Here is a 20,983-nt window from a genome sequence, read left to right on the forward strand (position 1 = left end):
CGCCATCGATCTAGGGTCGAGTCCGTGACCTCGGCTTCGGCGCTGCGCAGCCTGCTGCCCTACCTGCGGCCCTACCGGGTGCGGTGGATCACCATGGTGACGGTGGCCGTGCTCTGCCTGGCCGCCGCTGTGATCATCCCGCTGATGACCAAGGCCGTCATCGACGGCCCGGTGCTGCACCATGACCAGCCCGGCCTGTGGACGCTGGGCACGGCGGCAACCGCGCTGGGGGTCATCGAGGCGCTGCTGTGGTTCGTGCGGCGCTGGCTGATCGCGCACGGCACCATGGGCGTTGAAGCCGACATCCGCAAGGACCTGTATGCCCGGCTGCAGATCCTGCCGCTGAGCTTTCATGGCCGTTGGCAGTCCGGCCAGCTGCTGTCGCGGATCATGAACGACCTTTCCGCCGTGCGCCGCTTCCTGTCGTTCGTGGTGGTGTTCCTGGTCCTCAATACGGTGCAGATCATCGTGGTGACGACGATTCTGCTGGTGCTGTACTGGCCGCTGGGCGTGGTGGTATCTGCGTCGCTCGTGCCGGTGATGCTGGCCATCCAGCACTTCCGCCGCCAGTACACCCGGCTGACCCGCCAAGCGCAGGACCAGGCCGGCCAGGTGGCCACCGTTGTCGAGGAGTCCGCGGCGGGCCTGCGCACCATCAAGGCGTTCGGACGCGAGGACTACGTGTTCGCGCGCTTCGACGCCCAAGCCGCACGGCTGCGCGACCTGGGCGTCGACAAGGTGGTGGTGTCGTCGAAGTTCTGGACGCTGCTGGAGGTGATCCCCAACTTCACACTGATCTCGGTGGTCGCGGTCGGCGCGTACGCCGCCGGGCACCACCTGGTCACCATGGGCACGCTGGTCGCGTTCATCACGCTGATGTTGTCGCTGATCTGGCCGCTGTCGGCGCTGGGCTTCCTGCTGTCGGCCACCCATGAGGCGATGACCGCCGCCGATCGGATCACCGAGATATTCCGGGCGCCCCTGGAGATCACCGACGGCGACGACCCGGTGCCACCATCGGGCCGGCTGGAGTTGCGCGGCGTCGGATTCCGGTTCGCCGCTGAAAAAGACACCGCCGGCCCGTGGGTGCTGCGCGGGGTCGATCTCACCGTCGAACCCGGCGAGACCGTCGCCCTGGTGGGCGCCACCGGCTCCGGGAAGTCGGTGCTGGCGATGCTGCTGTCCCGGCTCTATGACGTAGATGAGGGACAGATCCTCATCGGCGGCCGGGACATCCGGACGCTGACGCTGGCGGCGTTGCGCTCGGCGGTGGTCACGGCCTTCGACGACCCGACCCTGTTCTCGATGTCGGTGGCCGAGAACCTGCGGCTGGGGCAGCCCGATGCCGACGACGCGGAACTGGCCCGGGCGCTGGCCGTGGCGTCGGCAGATTTTGCCTATGACCTGCCGTCGGGGCTGGACACCCGGATCGGGGAGCAGGGCATGAGCCTGTCGGGTGGGCAGCGCCAACGGCTGTCGCTGGCGAGGGCCCTGGTGGCGGCGCCGACGATCCTGGTGCTCGACGACACGCTGTCTGCCCTGGATGTGCACACCGAGGCCGCCGTGACCGACGCGCTGCGCCGGTTGCTGCGAACCGGACCGCGCCCGATCACCGCGCTGGTGGTGGCCAACCGGGCTTCCACCGTGGCACTGGCCGATCGGGTGGCGTTGGTCGAGGACGGGACCATCACCGCGGTCGGTACCCACGCCGAGCTGCTGGCCGAGGTGCCGCGATACCGCTACCTGCTGGCGGCCGACGACGAGCTCGACGACGGCGCCGAACACCTCGTCGACTGGGCGCGGCGGTGACGGCCGACCCGGGCCGGGCCGCGGCGCGGGCCCTGCTGTGGTCGCTGCTGCGCCCCTACCGCGGCGCGGCGCTGCTGCTGGCGCTGGCCGTCGTGGTGGAAAACGCTGCCCGGCTGGCGGTTCCGCTGCTCGCGCAGCGCGGCATCGACCGCGGTATCCCGCCGATCGCCGAGGACGGCTCGACCCGGCAGCTGAGCGTGATCGTGGCTGCGCTCGCGGTCGTCGTACTCACCCAAGCCGGCACCCGGATGGTCTTCCTGCAGTGGTCGGGCAAGATCGGGCAACAGGTGCTGCTGGAATTGCGGCGACGGGTCTTCCGTCACTTCCAGCACCTGGACGTGGGGTTTCACGAGCGCTACACCTCCGGCCGGGTGGTCAGCCGGCTGACCAACGACGTCGACGCGATCCAAGAGATGCTGCAGTCCGGACTCGACGGACTGGTCAGCGCCGCACTCACGATGGCAGGCACCGCGGTGCTGCTCATCATGTTGGACTGGCGGCTCGGCCTGATGTGTCTGACCGCCTTCCCGGTGCTGGTGGTGCTACTGCGGTGGTTCCAGGACGAGTCCGCCAAGACCTACACCGCGGTCCGCGAGCATGCGGCGCGGGTGATCGTGCAGTTCACCGAGACCATGACCGGAATCAAGGCGGTACAGGCCTATCGCCGTGAGGCCCGCAATCAGCAGATCTTCACGGAAGTCGCCGACCGCTACCGTGCGGTGAACGAGAGGGCGTTCAAACTGGTCGCGATCTTCTCGCCCGGCATCAAACTGGTCGGCAACCTCACCACCGGTGTGGTGCTCCTCTACGGGGGCTGGCGAGTTCTGCACGGGCACATGACGATCGGGACATTCACCGCGTTCCTGCTCTATCTGCGGATGTTCTTCGACCCGATGCAGGACATCAGCCAGTTCCTCAACATCTTCTCCTCGGCGACCGCGGCGCTGCAGAAACTGGCCGGGGTGCTGGCTGAAACGCCCGCCGTCACCGACCCGCCCGGCCCGCAGAACGCGGACGTAGCCGATCAGGTGCGCGGTGAGATCGCCTTGCGCGACGTGCATTTCGGCTACCGGGATGGACAGTCGGTGCTGGACGGGTTGTCGCTGAACATCCCGGCCGGCCAGACCGTCGCGCTGGTCGGCAGCACCGGCGCCGGCAAGTCCACCATCGCCAAGCTGATTGCCCGGTTCTACGACCCGGTGTCGGGAGCGGTGACCCTTGACGGCGTCGACCTGCGTGCGTTCACCCAGGCCGCACTGCGTCGCCACGTCGTGATGGTCACCCAGGAAAACTTCCTGTTCACCGGGACGGTCGCCGACAACATCCGCTTCGGCCGCCCCGGCGCGACCGACGCCGAGGTGGTTGCCGCGGCGACGAGCGTGGGCGCCGACACGTTCATCACCGCCCTGCCGGATGGCTACGACACCGACGTCGCCAAGCGGGGTGGGCGGCTCTCGGCCGGTCAGCGCCAGCTGGTTGCGTTCGCTCGGGCCTTCCTGGCCGACCCGGCGGTACTGATCCTCGACGAGGCGACGTCGTCGCTGGACATCCCCGGCGAGCGGATGGTGCAGAAGGCGCTGCGCAGCGTACTGGCCCAGCGGACCGCGCTGGTGATCGCCCACCGGCTCTCCACGGTCGAGATCGCCGACCGGGTTCTGGTGATCGAGGGCGGGCGCATCATCGAGGACGGGCCACCGGCCGAGCTGATCCGCGCTGAGGGACACTACGCCGCCCTGCATGACGCGTGGCTGCGCTCGTTGGCCTGAGCGGCCCGTGCTGCGTGCGCGGCTGGGTTAAATCCAGGTGAATTTTAAAGCACCGACCTGCGAACATGGGGACGTGGGCCGCAAAGATCCCGCAAACGCAGGAGTTTCCAAGCAAACTGCCCACTTAGGCTTTCCGCCGTGATCGTCACATCCAACGTTAAGGCCACCATCGCCGCCAAGGCAGCTGCGTGATCGGTTCACCCACCGCGCAGGGACTGGCGTTGGCGTCGGCCACCAGTTTCGGGATCAGCGACTTCGTGGGCGGTGTCGCGTCGCGGCGGGTCGCCGCGCTGCGGGTGGTGTTGGTGTCCACCCCGGTCTCCATGGTGATGCTCGGAATGCTCGCCATGATCGGCGGCGGGCACATCACGACCAGCACCGTCGTCTTGGGCATGTTCGGTGGGCTCAGCCAGGCCCTGGGTATCTGGTGGTTCTACGCCGCCATGGCCGCCGGCCCGATCTCGGTGGTGTCGCCGCTGGCCGCGGTGGTGGATGCCAGCGTGCCGGTGTGCGTCGGGCGGATCCTGGGGGAGCGGCCCGGCCTGCTTGCCAGCGCAGGTATTGCGGTGGCATTGGGCGCGGTGGTGTTGATCAGCTGGCATGCCGGCGACGACGGCGTCCATCGGCCGGGACTCACCCACCGCGTGCTCTGGTTGACCGTTGCCTCAGGGGTGGCCCTGGGGTTGAACTTCGTCTTTCTGGATCGCACTCCGTCGGATTCCGGGCTGTGGCCGCTGTTGTTCGCGCGTGGCGCGGCCACCGTCCTGGTGATCGTCGTCGCGGCGGCCAGCCGCAATCTCCGGGTCCCGTCGGGGACACCGCTGCGGCTGGCGTTCCTGATCGCGCTGCTCGACACCGCCGCCAACGTCACCATGCTGTTCGCCTTGAAGCACGCGCTGCTGTCACTGGCCAGTGTGCTGATCTCGCTGTACCCGGCCGCCACCGTGATCTTGGCGGTCGTCTTACTGGGGGAGCGGGTGCGTCTCCGGCAGGTGATGGGGATGGTGCTGGCGGGAGTGGCCGTCGCAATGATCACCGGGTAGCCGGCCGCTGGTCCCCCGGCTGGGGGGAACAGCAGAGTTGCCCGCCTTTGCGCGACAACTGCGGCTGCCCGGCGGGTCCCACTGCGACTTGTCGCGCAAAGCCGGGCAACTATCCCTATGGGTCCAGCCGGGACGCCCTACGAAGTCCGGCCGGACCTCAACCTGGGAGCCCGATCCGGCGGTAGCGCTCCAACCGGGCCGCCATCCGCTGCTCGGTGGGCACCCTGCGCAGCGCGTCCAGCTCGACGGCGATGGCCTGCGACATTCGCTTGGCGAAGTCGATCGGCTCCTCGGCGGCGTCCGGGTGCTCGCTCACGACCACATCCACGATCCCGTGGGCCCGCAGATCCGCCGAACGGATGCCCTGCGCGGCGGAGAGTTCCGGGGCGTGCCGGGTATCGCGGAACACGATGGCGCTGGCCCCCTCCGGCGGCAGCGGCGCCAGCCAGCCGTGCAACGCCGCCAGCACCCGATCCGCCGGCACCATCGCCAGCGCCGGACCGCCGCTGCCCTGGCCCAGCAGCACCGACACCGTCGGCACCTCGAGCGTGACCAGCTCAGCCAGGCACGCCGCGATCTGGGCGGCCAATCCGCCCTGCTCGGCCTCCACCGACAGCGCGGGCCCCGGGGTGTCGATAGCCAGCACCAGCGGCAGCCGCAGGCCCGCGGCCAGCGCCATGCCGCGGCGAGCGTCGCGCAGCGCAACCGGGTCGGTCAGCCGATCGGCCCCGCGCAGCTGTCCCAACACCACGGCGGGCTGGCCGCCGAAGCGCGCCAACGCCAGCAGGATCGTGGCACCGCGTTCGGTGCTGCCGGTGCCCGACAGGAAGACCCGCTCGGTGGCGCCGTGCCGCAGCAGAAACCCCACGCCCGGCCGGTCCGGACGCCGCGACGCGCGCACGGAGTCCCACGCCGGGATGTCGGGAATCGGCTCGGCGGCCGGCGTCGGGGGCGCAGGACCGGGATCGTCGAGCATCACCTTCAGCGCCCGCGCGCAGATGCGCCGCAGCCACTTCAGCGGGATGACCCCGTCGATCACGCCGTATGCCTGCAGGTTCTCGGCGGTCTGGACGCCCGGCGGGAACGGGGCACCGTAAAGCTGTTCGTAGACCCGCGGCCCCAGGAAGCCCACCAACGCCCCCGGCTCGGCCAGTGTGACGTGCCCCAGCGAACCCCAGGAGGCAAACACTCCGCCGGTGGTGGGGTGGCGCAGGTACACCAGGTAGGGCAGGTGGGCACGTTTGTGCAGCTCGACAGCGGCGGCGATCTTCACCATCTGCAGGAATGCGACGGTGCCTTCCTGCATCCGGGTGCCGCCCGAGCTCGGCGACGCCAGCAGCGGCAGTCGCTCTGCGGTGGCCCGTTGGACGGCGGCGGTGATCCGCTCGGCGGCCGCCACCCCGATGGAGCCGGCCAGGAAGTCGAAGTCGCTGGCGATCACCGCGACCCGGCGGCCGTTGATCCGCCCCTCCCCGGTAAGGACCGCCTCGTCGCGGCCGGTGGCAGCCCGCGCCGCGGCCAGCTCGGCGGCATAACTGTCGCTGATCGGCACGGCCAGCGGCGCGGCGTCCCAACTGAGGAAAGAGTCGCGGTCCAGCACCGCGTCGCGCAGTTCGTCGGCCCCGATCCGGCTCACACCGAAAGCGTAATTAGGCTGGTTCGCCATGATCGGTGTTACCCGCGATGAAGCCGTCACGACTATCGAGTTGCAGCGCCCCGAGCGGCGCAACGCATTGAACTCCCAGCTCGTCACCGAGTTGCGGGAGGCGGTCCTGGATGCCGCCACCCACGATGTCCGGGCGATCGTGCTGACCGGGCAGGGCACGGTGTTCTGTGCCGGCGCGGATCTGTCCGGTGACGCGTTCGCCGCCGACTACCCCGACAAGCTGGTCGCCCTGCACCAGAGCATCGCCGACGTCCCGGTGCCGGTGATCGGCGCCATCAACGGCGCCGCGATCGGCGCCGGTCTGCAATTGGCGATGGTCTGCGACCTGCGGGTGGTGGCCCCCGAGGCGTTCTTCCAGTTCCCGGTCGCCAAGTACGGCCTGGCGCTGGACAACTGGAGCATCCGGCGGCTGACCTCGCTGGTCGGGTACGGGCGGGCCCGGGCGATGATGCTGACCGCGGAGCAGCTGCCGGCCGACGCGGCGCTGTTGACCGGCATGGCCAACCGGATCGGAACCCTTGCCGACGCGCAGGCCTGGGCGCACGAGATCGCCGGGCTGGCGCCGCTGGCGCTGCAGCACGCCAAGCGGGTGCTCAACGACGACGGCGCCTACGAGGAGCAGCAGCCGGTGCACAAGGAGCTGTTCGACAAGGCATGGAGCAGCCAAGACGTCATCGAGGCTCAGGTGGCTCGCGTCCAGAAGCGCCCGCCGAAGTTCCAGGGCGCCTAACGACGATGACCGCGCGGTGACCGCAAACGCGGGGGAGCCCCCGGGTCGCCCCCATAGACTCGTCGTCATGCTGCGCGGGGGACTTCGTCTGGCGGGGGCTACAGCGTCCCTGGCAGCCGGCGGCTGGACGCTTCGTGCGCTGCGCGGCACACCCGCCGCGTTGGGCGCGGCGCCCAGCGCTATCGATGCGGTGGCCACCCGGTCGAGGAACTACCGCGACGGGATCTTTCACAACGTCGAACGCGCCGCGATGGTCAATATGGACCGCGAACAACAGCGGCTGATGTTGCGCGAGTTGTTCGCCGACCGCGTCGGGCGACGGCCCTCGGTGCCGATCCCGCTGGAGGTGCCCGATTTCAGCGTGGACGTCGAGCCGCTGGCGATCACCTGGCTGGGACATGCGACGGCACTCGTGGAGATCGACGGCTACCGCGTTCTGACCGACCCGGTATGGAGCGAACGCTGCTCGCCGTCGGACGCCGTCGGGCCCCGACGGCTGCACCCGCCGCCGGTGGGGCTCGGTGCGCTGCCCGCGGTCGACGCGATCGTCGTCAGCCATGACCACTACGACCACCTCGACATCGACACCGTCACCGCGCTCGCCCGCAGCCAGCGGGCGCCCTTCGTCGTCCCGCTGGGCGTGGGGGCGCACCTGCGGACGTGGGGCATCCCCTCGGAACGGGTGATCGAGCTCGACTGGGACGAGAACACCACGCTGGGCGAACTCACCGTCACCTGCACCCCGGCGCGGCATTTCTCCGGACGGTTCCTGACCCGCAACCAGACCCTGTGGGCGTCATGGGTGATCGCCGGACCCGACCACCGGGTCTACTTCGGCGGGGACAGCGGATATACCGGCAGCTTCGGCACGATCGGTGCCCAGCATGGCCCGTTCGACGTCACGCTGTTGCCGATCGGGGCGTACAACACCGCCTGGCCCGACGTCCATATGAACCCGGAGGAGGCGGTCCAGGCTCATCTCGACTTGAATGCCTCGCCGTCGGGCTTGCTGGTGCCGATTCACTGGGGCACGTTCCGGTTGGCGCCACACCGCTGGGCCGAGCCGGTGGACCGGCTGCTGGCCGCCGCCGACACCGCGGGGATAGCGACGGCGGTGCCCAAACCCGGTGGTTCAGTGCGGCTCGGCGCCGCCGCGCCAACAGCGTGGTGGAGGCTGTAGCACCATGACGAGGTGGGCGGCTACGGCCGGGGCCACTGTGCTGGCCGGTGCTTTGGAGTACGTCGATCACGACAAGCTGGGAAGGCTCACCCGTTGACGACAGCGCGAACCACAGGCCTCACCGACGCGCAAGTCGCTCAGCGGGTCGCGCAGGGCCAGACCAACGATATCCCTGCCCGCGCCGCGCGCAGCATCCCCGAGATCATCCGGGCCAACGTCTTCACCCGGATCAACGCGATCCTCGGCGTGCTGTTGGTCATCGTGCTCGCCACCGGCTCACTGATCAACGGGCTGTTCGGGTTGCTCATCGTCTTCAACAGCGTCATCGGAATGGTGCAGGAGATCCGGGCCAAACAGACGCTGGACAAGCTGGCTATCGTCGGCCAAGCGAAACCGTTGGTGCGCAGGCAGTCCGGGACGCAGCAGCTCCCGCCGGCCGAGGTGGTGCTCGACGACGTCATCGAGCTGGGTCCCGGCGACCAGATCGTCGTCGACGGCGAGGTCATCGAGTCATCCGACCTGGAGGTCGACGAGTCCCTGCTCACCGGTGAAGCCGACCCGATCGGCAAAGATCTTGGCGACCAGGTGATGTCGGGCAGCTTCGTGATCTCCGGCAGCGGTGCCTACCGGGCCACCCGGGTTGGTCGCGAGGCGTACGCCGCCAAACTGGCCGAGGAGGCCAGCAAGTTCACGCTGGTGAAATCCGAACTGCGCAGCGGTATCAACCAGATCCTGAAATTCATCACCTACCTGTTGATTCCGGCCGGCCTGTTGATCATCTACACGCAGCTGTTCACCACCGACGTGGGCTGGCGGGCGTCGGTGCTGGCGATGGTGGGCGCCCTGGTGCCGATGGTTCCCGAAGGCCTGGTGCTGATGACCTCGCTGGCATTCGCGGTCGGTGTGGTGCGGCTTGGGCAACGGCAGTGCCTGGTGCAGGAACTGCCCGCGATCGAAGGACTGGCCCGCGTCGACGTCGTCTGCGCCGACAAGACCGGCACCCTCACCGAGAACGGGATGCGGGTGTCGGAGGTCACCGAACTCGATGGCGGCGAAGGTCTTCCGGTACGCCAAGCGCTGGCCGCGCTGGCCGCCGACGATGCCCGCCCCAACGCCAGCATCCAGGCCATCGCCGAGGCGTTCCCCACCTCGCCGGGCTGGACGTCCAGCGCTTGCGCTCCGTTCAAGTCGGCGACCAAATGGAGCGGTGTCTCGTACGGGGAGCACGGCAACTGGGTGATCGGTGCTCCCGACGTGCTGCTCGACCCGTCATCGGCGGCCGCGGAACAGGCCGAACGGATCGGGGCGCGCGGCCTGCGGGTGCTGCTGCTGGGCATCTGCGACCAGCCCGTCGACCATCCCGACGCCCCGGGACAGGTGACCCCGGCGGCGCTGGTGGTGCTGGAACAGCGGATCCGACCCGACGCCCGGGAAACCCTGGATTACTTTGCTGCGCAGGAAGTGTCGGTGAAAGTCATTTCCGGCGACAACGCGGTCTCGGTGGGTGCGGTGGCCGCCGAGCTGGGGCTGTCCGGGGACGCGATAGATGCCCGCAAACTGCCGTCCGAACCGGACCAACTGGCCGGCGCACTGGAGGAACACACCGTGTTCGGCCGGGTGCGCCCGGATCAGAAGCGGGCCATGGTGCACGCCTTGCAGGCGCACGACCACACGGTGGCGATGACCGGCGACGGCGTCAACGATGTGCTGGCGCTCAAGGATGCCGACATCGGTGTCGCCATGGGGGCGGGGAGCTCGGCGGCGCGCTCGGTGGCACAGATCGTGTTGCTGGACAACAAATTCGCCACCCTGCCCTACGTGGTGGGCGAGGGTCGCCGGGTGATCGGCAACATCGAGCGGGTGGCGAACCTGTTCTTGACCAAAACGGTGTATTCCGTGCTGCTGGCACTGCTGGTCGGGTTGGTCGGGTTGGCGTCGGCACTGTTCGGCACCAAACCATTGCTGTATCCGTTCCAGCCGATCCACGTCACGGTCGCTGCGTGGTTCACCATCGGCATCCCGGCGTTCATCCTGTCGCTCGCGCCGAACAACGAGCGGGCGCACCCCGGATTCGTACGGCGGGTGATGAGCGGGGCGCTGCCGGCCGGCGTGGTGGTGGGCGTCGCCACATTCGCCTCCTACCTGGTGGCCTACCGCGGCAGCGAAGCCACGTCGGTCCAGCAGATCCAGGCGTCCACCAGTGCGTTGATCACATTGCTGACCACGGCGGGATGGGTGCTGGCGGTGGTGGCGCGGCCCTATCAATGGTGGCGGCTGCTGCTGGTGATCAGCTGCGGGCTGGCTTATGTGGCGATCTTCGCGATGCCGCTGACCCGGGAGAAGTTCTTGCTGGACCCCTCCAACGTAGCCCTGACACTGCTGGCGCTTGGTATCGGCGCGCTCGGTGCGGCCGCCATCGAGGCGATGTGGTGGGCCCGGGGCGGCATGCTCGGTGAGCGGCCGAAGTTGTGGCGGGAATCGCCAACGACCACAATGTCCCAGCGATAAACCGTGACACAAGGGGAAAGAACGACATGGCCAAGCTCTCCGGATCCATCGACGTCCCGCTGCCTCCCGAACAGGCCTGGACGCACGCCTCGGATCTGTCCCGCTACAAAGAGTGGCTGACCATTCACCGGGTGTGGCGCAGTGTGCTGCCCGAGACCCTCGACAAGGGCACGACGCTGGAGTCGATCGTCGAGGTCAAGGGCATGCTCAACAAGGTCAGGTGGACGATCGTGAACTACAAGCCGCCCACCGGGATGACGCTCAACGGCGACGGTAAGGGCGGGGTCAAGATCAAGCTGCTCGCCAAGGTCTCGCCGGAGGGCGACGGCTCCAAGGTCAGTTTCGACGTGCACCTGGGCGGTCCGGCGTTGTTCGGCCCGATCGGCATGCTGGTGGCCGCCGCGCTCAAGAGCGACATCAACGAGTCGCTGCGCAAGTTCGTCACCGTTTTCGCGTCGGGTTAATTGGTTGCACGGCCAGCCCTCCCGCAGCTAGGGTGGCGGGCGTCCCCATCCGGGACGTCCCTGCACAGGAGGTCATGGAATGACAGGCATCGCCGGTCTCACGCCGCTGTCCGCGCGCTGATCACCGACGAGTTGCCGTAGTCCGGTCCCGGTTGTCAGCGCTCCCGCTGACCTTCCCGGAGACCTCATGTCCCTACCTTCTTTTGACTCCCATGCTGTCGTCACCCTGACCGATGTCGGCTTCACCTGGCCCGACGGCAGTACCGCGCTGGCCGGCGTCACCGGTTCGTTCGGCACCGGCCGGACCGGTCTGGTGGGGGCCAACGGCGCTGGCAAATCCACCCTGCTTCGGCTCATCGCCGGAGAACTCAGGGCTACAACCGGGCGCATCACGACGGCCGGCCGGGTGGCCTATCTGCCGCAGCTGCTCACGCTGGACGCCGAGGCTTCGGTCGCCGAGCTGCTCGGCGTTGCCGATCGACTCGCCGCACTGCGGGCGATCGAAAGCGGCGATGCCGCCGAGAAGCATTTCGAGCTGGTCGGCGACGACTGGGACATCGAATCCCGCGCCGATGCGGCATTGCGCGACATCGGGTTTTCCTCGGGCGACCTCGATCGCAGGGTCGTCGAACTTTCCGGTGGCGAGGCCATGCTGGTGGCGTTGACCGGGCTGCGCCTGGCGGCCGCCCCGATCACCCTGCTCGACGAGCCGACCAACAACCTCGACCGTGCCGCGCGGGCCGCGCTGGCGCGGCTGGTGGACGCCTGGCCGGGGGCGCTGATCGTGGCCAGCCATGACACCGCGCTGTTGGAGCAGATGGACGGCACCGCGGAGCTTTACGACGGGCGGCTCACCACCTTCGGCGGCCCCTACAGCGCCTGGCGGGTGCACCTGGATGCTGAGCAGGCCGCCGCGCGGACGGCTGCCCGCACCGCAGAGCAGGTCGTCAGGGTGGAGAAGCGTCAACGCGTGGAAGCCGAGACCAAACTCGCCCGACGCAACCGGGCGGCCCAGGTCGCCCGCCAGAACAAGCGCGCCGCGAAGATTGTGATGAACCAGAACGCTGCCAATGCCCAGGTTTCGGCGGGCAAGCTGCGCGGGCACCTTGACGGGCGGGTCCGTGATGCCCAGGCCGACTTGGACGTCGCATCGGCCCGGGTCCGCCACGACGAACACATTCGCGTCGACCTGCCGGACCCGGAGGTGCCCAACAGCCGCCGGCTGGCCGAACTGCCGGGCGTCGACGGGCCGATCGTCGTGCAAGGCCCAGAACGCATCGCCCTCGACGGCCCGAACGGGGTGGGCAAGACGTCGCTGCTGGACGCACTGCTGGCGGGCGCGGCCGGGCGCCTGCTGACCGACCGGGTCGGATACCTTCCGCAGCGCCTGGACCATCTGAACGACACCGTGTCCGCGTTCGATGCCGTGTCGGCGGTCTCGGACAGCGAGCCGCGGGCGGTGCGGGCCCAACTGGCCCGGTTCCTGCTGGACGCCGACTGTGTGGCCCGGCCGGTCGGCACGCTGTCCGGCGGTGAACGATTCCGCGTCGCGCTGGCCCAACTGCTGCTCGCCGATCCACCGGCGCAGCTGTTGCTGCTCGATGAACCGACCAACAATCTCGACCTGGCCAGCGTCGGTCAGCTCGTCGACGCGCTCGCGGGCTATCGCGGAGCCTTCATCGTGGTGAGTCACGACGACGAATTCCTGGCGCGGCTCGGCCTGACCAGAACGTTGACGATGCCGCGCAGCGGACTACTGGTTGATGCGGGCTAGTGTCACAACATGACTCGCTGGCGTCCCGGTTGGCTGATTGCGCTGTGCGCGGCCCTGCTGTCGGGTAGTGCGTGGCTGCCATGGCTCATCACGTCGGCCAACGGCGGCGGGCATGCCAGTGCGATCGGCGGCAGTGCCGGTGCCATCGCGCTGCCGCCCCGCTTCGGTGTCGGCCAGCTGATCGTGCTGCTGGCCGCCGTCCTGCTGGTGGCCGGCGCGATGGTGGCCCGGGAACTCTTCACCCGGCTGGCCGCGGTTGTCGCAGTGCTGGATTCCGTGCTGATCGCTGGACTGGGCCTCTGGTACTACCGGCTGAACGTCGTCGCGCCGATCACCGCCGGTTACGGGCTCTACATCGGCGCCGTCGCGGTGGCGGGGGCACTGGGTTGTTCGGTGTGGGCGCTGGTCACCGCAGTGCGGCGATGACCTCGGCGAAGGCTTCGGCGTGTTCCTGCTGGACGGTGAAGTAGCTGATCCCGTAGCGACGGCGGCGCTCACGCAGCGTGTCGGCCATGTCGTGAACGGATCCCGACAACACGGCGGGTGAAGCCAGCAGTTCCTCATCCGACAGGCTCGGCGCGAATCGGCGGGTCAGCGACAGATTGGGCATCCCGGAGCCGTCGGTCGGCACCGCGGTGATGGCCAGGTTGAGTTCGAGGGCGTCGAACCGGTTGCCGGCGGCCGCGCGGACGAAGCCGATCCGCTCGGCCAGGGGATCGGCGGCACCGTCCACCCGCGCCCCGGTCAATCCGATGATGTCGGCGTGGTGAGCTGCCACGGTGAGTAGCCGATCACCACTGCCGGCGATCAGGATGGGCACGCGCGGCTGATGCGCCGCTACGTATTTCGTCACGTGCTCGAGGTACTCGATGCGACGACCGGCGCTCGGAAAGGGCAGCTCGGCGGCCTCGAACTCCGCGCGGACGTAGCCGGCGCCCAGGCCCACCTCCAGCCGTCCACCCGACAGCACATCGGTGTCGGCGATGTCGCGGGTCAGCAGCGCCGGCTTGTAGAAGCAGGCGTTGAGCACGTAGGTGCCCACCCGGATCGTCGAGGTGGCCGCCGCGGCGGCCACCAGCACCGGGAAGGGGGCCGGGGCGCCAAGATGGTCGGGCACGTGCAGGACATCGAATCCGAAACCCTCCAGCCGCCTTGCGGTCTCGGCGAGTTCGGTCGCCGACCGGATCGGGTTCAGACCCACGCCGAAGCGAAACTGCTTGTCCACCAACTACCTCCTCCTCAACCGGCTTTGCCGAGTGCGGGCTCTGGCCCTCAGCGTGCCGGCCGCGACGGCGGGGGCGCGGGGCTGGGTGCCGGAGTGGGCGTCGACGCCGGAGACCGGGTCTCGCTGCTTGCCGACTCTTCCGGTTGCGCCGCCGGGAAGACCCACTTGCCCGACAGGATCTCCTTCTCCGGCTGGTAGAGCCGGACCAGGTAGTTCCATCCCGGTGTGGTGGGCAGGCAGTTGGGGACGTCGTCCGAACAACCGCCGAACTGCACGGTCACCGATCCGTCCGCTGCTTTGTCCGCGGTGATGTCGTTGACCGAGTACGCCTCCTGCGGGTTCTCCGTGAAGTAGCCGTTCTTGTTGTAGACGGTGACCGACCAGAAGGCTTTCACCGGAACATCTTTGACGGTCAGGCGGTACACCGTGTTGCCATCGTTGCGGGCCGGGGTGACATTGAGGTACAGCGCCTCCTGCTCGGAGTTGCCGCCCCACCCCGCGGCCGCCCCGATCAAATGCCGCACCGGGTCGGTGTCGGCCTCGGTGCCGAACATGCCCCGGGTGTCCGGGATGGTCTGGGCCAGCTCCAACAACGCGTCGTTGACCTTCTTCTGGCTGACCGGATCCCACCGGGGGACATCGAAGCTGCCCGTGTCGTCTTGACTCGCCGTGATCGCGTCCTGCAATCGGTGTGCCGCGGCCAGGTCGGCGGGATCGTTGGGGTTGGCCAGGATGCGTACGGCGACGGCCACATAGCGGGTTCCGACGTGCTTTTGATCGAGGGTGTGCTCGCCGCCGCCGTAGAACATGTCCGTGACGTATTCGTCCTGGCTGATGACTTGTGCCGACATGTACCGCTGACCAGGGTCGGGCAGCGTCAGCGTTACCGGACTGGCCTGCAGGTCGAACACCGCCGCCGAGTACAAGGTGTCCCGGTTGGAGCGCACCACCAGCTGCCGGTCGACCGGGGTGACTTCGCGCATGTGGAAGAAGCGTCCGAAGCCGTTCTCGTTGACGATATTGGTGAATTCCTGGTCCGTGACAGCCCGCACGAAGTTGTCCGGCGACACCAGCACCATGCCGTTGGGAGTGCTGCGTGGGGCCAGGTTCGCCACCGGGTCGGTGCCGGTCTTCGTCACCGTCAGCCCGCATCCGCTCAGGACCAGGGCCGCCGTCACCGCGCCGAACGTGCAAAGCCATCGCATGGACATGCAGCGCAACCTACCTGTCGGTACCGGCCGATGTGGGCAACCGGTTTCGCGACACGGCCGCTGGGTGTGCGGGGACTGTTGCACCTCCTCCGGACCCGACGTAGGGTCGGAAAATAAAAATTCACCGTGAGTAAAACGAGAAAATGGTTAACGAGATCGGGGGCGTAGTGACCGTGGACATGGCGGGCAGCACCGAAGCGCAAGGTCCTTCGGGGGTCTCCCGGTTCCTGTCGTCGGTCCACGGGACGCGGCTGGGGATCGCCGCCGCGGCGGTCGGCAGCGCGCTGTCGATGGTGGTGGGCACCCCGTTGGTCACTGCCGGCAACGTCGCACCCGCGGTGACATTGACCGCGGGATATCAGCAGGCCCTCGATGACCTGCTTGCGGCTATGAGGCAGGCGCAGGCCAACGACCTGGCGCTGCCGTATGCCTCGCCCGGCGACGCGGACACGCTGATGACGATGCTGCGCAACACCAACTACCAGCTGCTCACCACCGGATTGTCGCGCGTCACCGAGTTGTTCAACGGGGTGTTCTTCCAATCACCGGAAGTGGTCGCCGGGAACGTCGCCGACTCGCGTCAATACTTCGACTACTTCACCCCCGACATCAACTACCACGTCACCGCGGGGCTGGCTCCCGGTGCGACCTACGTACTCACCGGAACCCTCGGTGGGGCGACCGAGCACATGTCGATCAGCACCATGGCCGTCACCGGTGCCACGGCCCACACCATCGAGGACCTGGAACTCAACCACGGGCTGGTGGTCGACGCCAATGGCAACTTCACCATCTACATCGGACCGGAAGCGCCGGCGGGTGCGGTCAACTTCCTGGACTCAACCGACGCCACGGTCGGGGGTGCGGCGTCCCTGCTGATCCGCGACATGACGGGCGACTGGGCCAAGGGCCCGGCCAGCCTCAGCCTGCAATGTGTGGCTGACTGCCCGCCGTTCTTCTCCATTCCGGCCGGCGGATTCTTCCCCACCGAGGGAGGCGGAACCGACGTGCCGACCGAGCCGGCCAAGATCGGCTCGGTCGATGACGTGTTGAACATGCTGTTCAACGCCTTTGCCCAGATCGTCGTCCCGTTCAACCAGCGCAGCATCGAAGGTGGGGCATCGGTGGGTATGGAGGTGCCCGCCAACACGATGATGACGCTGGCACCGGAGACCAGCTACGGAGTCGGTCTGGAGTCCGCGGTCGTCACCGGCGGCAACTGGGATCTGGATCCCGGTGAGGCGCTGATCCTGAAGGTGCCGAACGTGGAGGCGGCCTACAGCGGCATCGAGTTGATGAACGTCTACGGCGGTGCGCTGCCCTACGTCATGGCCCAGACCACCCTCAACCACACCACCACCTTCCACGCCGACGACGGCTACACCTACTACGTTGTGAGCGCGACGAATCCGGGTGTGGCCAACTGGCTCGACACCGGCGGACTCACCACGGGTGAGATCTTCGCGCGCTTCGAGAACGTCGACGACCGTGACGCCGCGATCGGCCTGGGGGTGACGGCGCAGGTGGTGCCGGTCGGCGATATCGCCCAATACCTGCCCAGCGACACTCCGACCGTCAGCCCGGAGGAGTTCGCCGCCGACATGGCCCGGCGGGTGATGTCGTATGACTACGCGCTGGACGTGTCCCGGATCCATGCCCAGCCCGCCTGGGTGCTGCAGCATCTGGAGCTCAACGCGCTGTCGGCGCTGATGGGCAGCGATAACTTCGAGTCGGTGTTCGGCAGCCAGCCCGCCACCCCGATCGAGCTGCGGTTCACCGACGCGCTCAGCCCCGACTGGGATGCCGTCATGCGCAGCATCATGGACCACCCGATGGAGAGCCTGACCTCGGTGTGGAACGCGCTGCCGGTGCTGACCAGCGACATCACCCTGCCGATCACGCTGGCGCTGGCCCAGACCGCCATGTCGGTGCTGATGCCGCAGATGCTGCTCACGGCCATCGACGACGCGCTGTTCAACCCGAACACCAGCATCCTGGCCGGGCTGCTCAACGCCCGTGACGACTTCGCGACGGTGATCCTGAGCGGCAACGACGACTGGCCGACCGAACTGAGTGCCCAGGCAGCCCAGCAGTGGGCGAACATGTCGGATCTGATCGCCTCGACGCCGAGCTTCAGCCTGGCGGATCTGTTCAGCTGAACCCTGACGTTGCGGTTGAGTCTGCGGGCTTGCTGTGGCTTTGAATCGTGTTAGCTGAAGCTTCTTGACAGCCTAGTGACGCCTGAGGATCGTCAGCCCCATGGCTGTTCAGCGTCTCAGAATCGGGATGGCGGGCGCGATCGGAGCGTTTGCCGTGCTGGGACTGGGGCAGCTGACGTCTGCGCCCGACGCCCATGCCGACGATTTCGACATGCTCATCGACCAGGTCCTCAATGCGATGACGAGTTTCCTGGAGATGGGCTCAGTCAGCACGGTGTTGGGTTCGCCGTTGGACACCGAGCTCGTCAGCTGGCTCAACAGCCTTGACCCGGTTGGCGCGGCCAGCGCCGATGCGCAGGCGATGAGTCAGAACTTGCTGGTCAATCCCAGTTTTGAGACAGCAGATCCGTCCGGGTCGGGCTACAGCGGGGTGACCATCCCGGGCTGGACCGAGACCGGCACCCCGACCGTGATCGCCTACGGCACCCCGATGGGTTATCCGTCGCCGGTGTCGGCTCCCATCCCGGCATGGTCGAGCTTTCCGCAGAGCGCGCCGTCGGGCGCCGGTGACAATTTCGCCGGTGGCGGACCGGTGGGTACGTCGAGCATCAGCCAGACCGTCGATGTCACCGGTGCGGCCGGAACGCCGTATGCGCTGAGCGCGGATCTCGGTGGACAGGGCTGGGATCCGTCCTCGGCCGCGGTGCAGGTCACCTTCTACGACGCCAACGGAGCCGTGGTGGGCACCGGCGCGCTCGCACCGGTCTCGGTGTGGGATCGCCTGGGCTTCACCGGACTAGAGGGCCGTTCCATCACCGGTACGGTCCCCGAGGGCGCCGTCTCCGCGCAGGTGACCACCACCTTCACCGACCGGGACTGGGTCCTGGGCAATTACAACGGCGCCTACGCCGACAACGAGTCGTTCACGGTCGGCGATCCCAGCCTCAGCGCCGCACCGCTGGTTGCACCGGTGTCCGACGTCGGCCAACTGGACCACGTGTTCGTCATCTACATGGAGAACAAAGGTGCCGCCGATATCGTCGGCAGCCCCAATGCGCCGTACATGAACAGCCTGATCAACACCTACGGCTATGACGACAACTACTACGCGCTGGGCCATCCCAGCGACCCCAACTACTTCCGGATCCTGGGAGGCTCGGACTTCGGCATCGATTACAACTCCGCTTTGAACTCCATCGACGCCCCGAACCTCATGCAGGAGATGGACCAGGCGGGCATTTCGTGGGCCGGCTATGCGCAGAGCATGCCGACCGCCGGTGATCTCGTATCATCCGGTGACTACTCCGCTGACGAACTGCCGTTCGCCCAATTCGGCTATGTCTACGGCAACACCCCTGACTACCTGCAGGACCACCTGCTTCCGCTGACGCAGTTGTCCACCGACCTCAATGACCCGAGCACGTTCCCCGGATTCACCTGGATCGCCGCCAACGAGGACAACAACGGGGAGGGCCCGGTCGACTCGCTTAGTGGCATTCTCCAGTTCATTGCCACCCAGGTTGGAGACCATCAGTACAACGTCGCGGCCGCCGACCAGTTCGTCCAGCAGGAGGTCTCTACCATCGAGAACTCGAAGACGTGGACTGACCCGAACGAGCGGGACGTCATCATCGTCACCACGGACGAGGACAACAACAACCTCTCACTGGGCTTCGGCAACCAAGGCAATAACGTTCCGATGATCGTCATCCCGAGCGCGGGTGCGGTGGCCGGCGGGATGCAGTCCGGCAACTTCACCACCGACGACTACTACAACGAGTACAGCCTGATGGCCACGATTGAAGACGCGCTGCGTACCTCGCCGGGAACCCTGGCTCCGCTCACTGACAACGACATGTACGCCCAGCCCATGAACGCCTTCTGGAAGTAATAGTCACGCCCCGCCATACAGCGCACTTTGGTGCACTTTTACGCCCCTTTGGTGCACTTTGGTGCCCCCGGCAGGATTCGAACCTGCGACACCGGCTTTAGGAGAGCCGTGCTCTATCCCCTGAGCTACGGGGGCGGGGGACCTGTCAGAACAGGTGCACAGAACTCTAGTGGATCGCCAGGGGGTGCGCGGTGGGCGGTCGGAGCGCCGTGTCGCCTGAGACGACGAAGCGGCGCCCGCACGGCGCCCCATCGATCACAATGGCGTTGATCGGCGTTTACCAGGAAAGAAGCAGCTCATGAAGATCGCGGTTGCCGGCGGTACCGGCAAGACCGGCCGCAAAGTGGTCGAGCATCTCCACAGCCAGGGGCACCAGCCGGTGATCCTTGCCCGCGCGCACGGGGTTGACCTGATCCGGAACACCGGAATCGACGCCGCGCTCGACGGCGTCGAGGTCGTTATCGACGTCTCCGACTTCGCGACCATGAACGCCAAGAAGGCACGGGGCTCCTTCGGCGCAGCGACCACCAATCTGCTGGCCGCCGCACAGCGCAACGGGGTTCGCCATCACGTCGCGTTGTCGATCATCGGCATCGACCGGGTGCGCACCGGCTATTACCAAGGCAAGCTGCACCAAGAGGAAGTGGTGAAGGCCGGCAACGTGCCGTGGACGATTCTGCGGGCCGCCCAGTTCCACGAGTTCGCCGACCAAGTCCTGGCGCAGGTGCCCGGCCCGATCGCGCTGGTCCCGAAGATGCAGTCGCAGCCCATCGCGGTCAGCGAGGTCGCCGCCCACCTATGCGGCCTGGCCACCGGCGAGCCCCAGCAGATGGCGCCCGAACTCGCCGGCCCGCGCGTGGAGTCGGTCGTCGACATGGTTCGGCAGTTGGTCCGGCGGCGCGGCCAGCACCGGCCGGTCATCGGACTGCGGATCCCCGGGGCGGCCGGAAAGGGTATGGCCAATGGCGCGTTGCTGCCCACCGACCCCGGGCCGAGGGGTCGGCAAACCTACGCCGAGTGGCTGGCTGCGCTGACACCGGACAGCGTGTGAGCGCCACGATGTCACAAACTCGTCCGCTGCGCCGTCCACGGGGCATGAACCTCATCGCGCATCGCCTGTGCCTGATCCTCCTGACCATCGTCGGTCTCAGCCTCGGACTGTGGGCATACTTCGCCCCGCTGCACTGGTACAGCACGTTTCCCGGTATGGGCATGAGGTGGTTGCCGGTGCTCGGACCGTACAACGAGCACTTCGTGAAGGATGTCGGCGCCATGTTTCTCGCGCTCGGCGTGCTCAGCGCACTGGCGGTGTACTACCTGCGCAACCGCCCCGTCGTGGTGATCACGGCGATCAGCTGGTCGGTTTTCAATGCGCTGCACCTGATCTATCACCTCGGCATGCTGCACATGTACGGCCCGCGTGACGCGGTGCTCAACGCTGTCGGTCTCAGCCTGCTCCTGGCGGCATCGCTGATCTTGCTCGTACCCGCACGCGCAACGTGATTCACTACGCCATACGATCGCGCCCGCCGCGGGCGAACGCACCAGGAGCCTCCA

The 20,983-nt window shown here is 67.7% G+C and carries 16 protein-coding genes and 1 tRNA gene; 13 read left to right on the forward strand and 4 right to left on the reverse strand.

Annotated elements, in window-relative coordinates; translation table 11 throughout:
• The first annotated feature begins 93 nt into the window (after window positions 1-93).
• From K3U94_RS04475 to K3U94_RS04485, 3 genes are all read left to right on the forward strand, one after another.
• Window positions 94-1,809, forward strand: coding sequence for an ABC transporter ATP-binding protein (locus K3U94_RS04475; protein ID WP_230987569.1), 1,716 nt, complete (start codon window positions 94-96; stop codon window positions 1,807-1,809).
• Window positions 1,806-3,575, forward strand: coding sequence for an ABC transporter ATP-binding protein (locus K3U94_RS04480; protein WP_230987404.1), 1,770 nt, complete (start codon window positions 1,806-1,808; stop codon window positions 3,573-3,575). Before K3U94_RS04475 ends, K3U94_RS04480 begins: the two co-directional genes overlap by 4 nt.
• A gap of 188 nt (window positions 3,576-3,763) precedes the next feature.
• The gene (locus K3U94_RS04485; RefSeq protein WP_047317511.1) at window positions 3,764-4,618 is read left to right on the forward strand and encodes an EamA family transporter; all 855 of its coding nucleotides are present in this window, start codon (window positions 3,764-3,766) and stop codon (window positions 4,616-4,618) included.
• A gap of 157 nt (window positions 4,619-4,775) precedes the next feature.
• Here the strand turns inward: K3U94_RS04485 and K3U94_RS04490 are convergent, their stop codons facing one another.
• Window positions 4,776-6,254, reverse strand: coding sequence for an acetyl-coenzyme A carboxylase carboxyl transferase subunits beta/alpha (locus K3U94_RS04490; RefSeq protein WP_220695715.1), 1,479 nt, complete (start codon window positions 6,252-6,254; stop codon window positions 4,776-4,778).
• Window positions 6,255-6,282: 28 nt separating this feature from the next.
• Here K3U94_RS04490 and K3U94_RS04495 point away from each other — a divergent pair, with 28 nt between their 5' ends.
• The 6 genes from K3U94_RS04495 (at window position 6,283) to K3U94_RS04520 (ending at window position 13,366) form a co-directional block, all read left to right on the forward strand.
• Window positions 6,283-7,014 (forward strand): enoyl-CoA hydratase, encoded by a 732-nt coding sequence (locus tag K3U94_RS04495; protein WP_047317510.1) that lies wholly within the window; start codon window positions 6,283-6,285, stop codon window positions 7,012-7,014.
• A gap of 67 nt (window positions 7,015-7,081) precedes the next feature.
• Window positions 7,082-8,194: an MBL fold metallo-hydrolase gene (locus K3U94_RS04500; protein WP_220695716.1), complete on the forward strand. Its 1,113-nt coding sequence runs from the start codon at window positions 7,082-7,084 to the stop codon at window positions 8,192-8,194.
• A gap of 93 nt (window positions 8,195-8,287) precedes the next feature.
• Window positions 8,288-10,702, forward strand: coding sequence for a cation-translocating P-type ATPase (locus tag K3U94_RS04505; protein ID WP_220695717.1), 2,415 nt, complete (start codon window positions 8,288-8,290; stop codon window positions 10,700-10,702).
• 26 nt (window positions 10,703-10,728) lie between these two features.
• Window positions 10,729-11,166, forward strand: coding sequence for a type II toxin-antitoxin system Rv0910 family toxin (locus K3U94_RS04510; RefSeq protein WP_047317507.1), 438 nt, complete (start codon window positions 10,729-10,731; stop codon window positions 11,164-11,166).
• Between the two features lie 187 nt (window positions 11,167-11,353).
• Complete coding sequence (locus K3U94_RS04515; protein ID WP_220695718.1) at window positions 11,354-12,940, forward strand: ATP-binding cassette domain-containing protein; 1,587 nt, start codon at window positions 11,354-11,356, stop codon at window positions 12,938-12,940.
• A 9-nt stretch (window positions 12,941-12,949) separates the two neighbouring features.
• Window positions 12,950-13,366, forward strand: coding sequence for a hypothetical protein (locus K3U94_RS04520; protein WP_220695719.1), 417 nt, complete (start codon window positions 12,950-12,952; stop codon window positions 13,364-13,366).
• On the opposite strand, the gene K3U94_RS04525 is transcribed toward K3U94_RS04520, so the two are convergent.
• Both K3U94_RS04525 and K3U94_RS04530 read right to left on the reverse strand, forming a co-directional pair.
• Entirely contained in the window at window positions 13,347-14,165 is an 819-nt protein-coding gene (locus tag K3U94_RS04525) for an LLM class F420-dependent oxidoreductase (RefSeq protein ID WP_220695720.1), read from the reverse strand. The genes K3U94_RS04520 and K3U94_RS04525 overlap by 20 nt on opposite strands.
• A 47-nt stretch (window positions 14,166-14,212) precedes the next feature.
• The gene (locus K3U94_RS04530) at window positions 14,213-15,235 is read right to left on the reverse strand and encodes a DUF1214 domain-containing protein (RefSeq protein WP_220696670.1); all 1,023 of its coding nucleotides are present in this window, start codon (window positions 15,233-15,235) and stop codon (window positions 14,213-14,215) included.
• A 284-nt stretch (window positions 15,236-15,519) separates the two neighbouring features.
• Here K3U94_RS04530 and K3U94_RS04535 point away from each other — a divergent pair, with 284 nt between their 5' ends.
• Entirely contained in the window at window positions 15,520-17,535 is a 2,016-nt protein-coding gene (locus K3U94_RS04535) for a hypothetical protein (protein ID WP_230987405.1), read from the forward strand.
• A 100-nt stretch (window positions 17,536-17,635) separates the two neighbouring features.
• On the forward strand, window positions 17,636-19,426 hold the full coding sequence (locus K3U94_RS04540; protein ID WP_220695721.1) for an alkaline phosphatase family protein: 1,791 nt from the start codon (window positions 17,636-17,638) through the stop codon (window positions 19,424-19,426).
• A 59-nt stretch (window positions 19,427-19,485) separates the two neighbouring features.
• Here the strand turns inward: K3U94_RS04540 and K3U94_RS04545 are convergent.
• A tRNA-Arg gene (locus K3U94_RS04545) sits at window positions 19,486-19,561 on the reverse strand.
• Between the two features lie 163 nt (window positions 19,562-19,724).
• On the opposite strand from K3U94_RS04545, the gene K3U94_RS04550 reads away from it, so the two are divergent.
• Window positions 19,725-20,477, forward strand: a complete 753-nt coding sequence (locus K3U94_RS04550) for an SDR family oxidoreductase (RefSeq protein WP_220695722.1) — start codon at window positions 19,725-19,727, stop codon at window positions 20,475-20,477.
• Window positions 20,474-20,929: a hypothetical protein gene (locus K3U94_RS04555; protein ID WP_230987408.1), complete on the forward strand. Its 456-nt coding sequence runs from the start codon at window positions 20,474-20,476 to the stop codon at window positions 20,927-20,929. The genes K3U94_RS04550 and K3U94_RS04555 overlap by 4 nt, the downstream gene beginning before the upstream one ends.
• Window positions 20,930-20,983: the final 54 nt, after the last annotated feature.

This window comes from Mycolicibacter heraklionensis (assembly GCF_019645815.1).
GTDB classification, from domain to species: Bacteria; Actinomycetota; Actinomycetes; order Mycobacteriales; family Mycobacteriaceae; genus Mycobacterium; species Mycobacterium heraklionense.

What these genes read in the sequence shown, in the direction of transcription:
- K3U94_RS04475 (WP_230987569.1), top strand. Translation starts at nt 94, where the DNA reads ATGGTGACGGTGGCCGTGCTCTGCCTGGCCGCCGCTGTGATCATCCCG.
- K3U94_RS04495 (WP_047317510.1), top strand. Translation starts at nt 6,283, where the DNA reads ATGATCGGTGTTACCCGCGATGAAGCCGTCACGACTATCGAGTTGCAG.
- K3U94_RS04500 (WP_220695716.1), top strand. Translation starts at nt 7,082, where the DNA reads ATGCTGCGCGGGGGACTTCGTCTGGCGGGGGCTACAGCGTCCCTGGCA.
- K3U94_RS04510 (WP_047317507.1), top strand. Translation starts at nt 10,729, where the DNA reads ATGGCCAAGCTCTCCGGATCCATCGACGTCCCGCTGCCTCCCGAACAG.
- K3U94_RS04515 (WP_220695718.1), top strand. Translation starts at nt 11,354, where the DNA reads ATGTCCCTACCTTCTTTTGACTCCCATGCTGTCGTCACCCTGACCGAT.
- K3U94_RS04520 (WP_220695719.1), top strand. Translation starts at nt 12,950, where the DNA reads ATGACTCGCTGGCGTCCCGGTTGGCTGATTGCGCTGTGCGCGGCCCTG.
- K3U94_RS04535 (WP_230987405.1), top strand. Translation starts at nt 15,520, where the DNA reads ATGGTTAACGAGATCGGGGGCGTAGTGACCGTGGACATGGCGGGCAGC.
- K3U94_RS04540 (WP_220695721.1), top strand. Translation starts at nt 17,636, where the DNA reads ATGGCTGTTCAGCGTCTCAGAATCGGGATGGCGGGCGCGATCGGAGCG.
- K3U94_RS04550 (WP_220695722.1), top strand. Translation starts at nt 19,725, where the DNA reads ATGAAGATCGCGGTTGCCGGCGGTACCGGCAAGACCGGCCGCAAAGTG.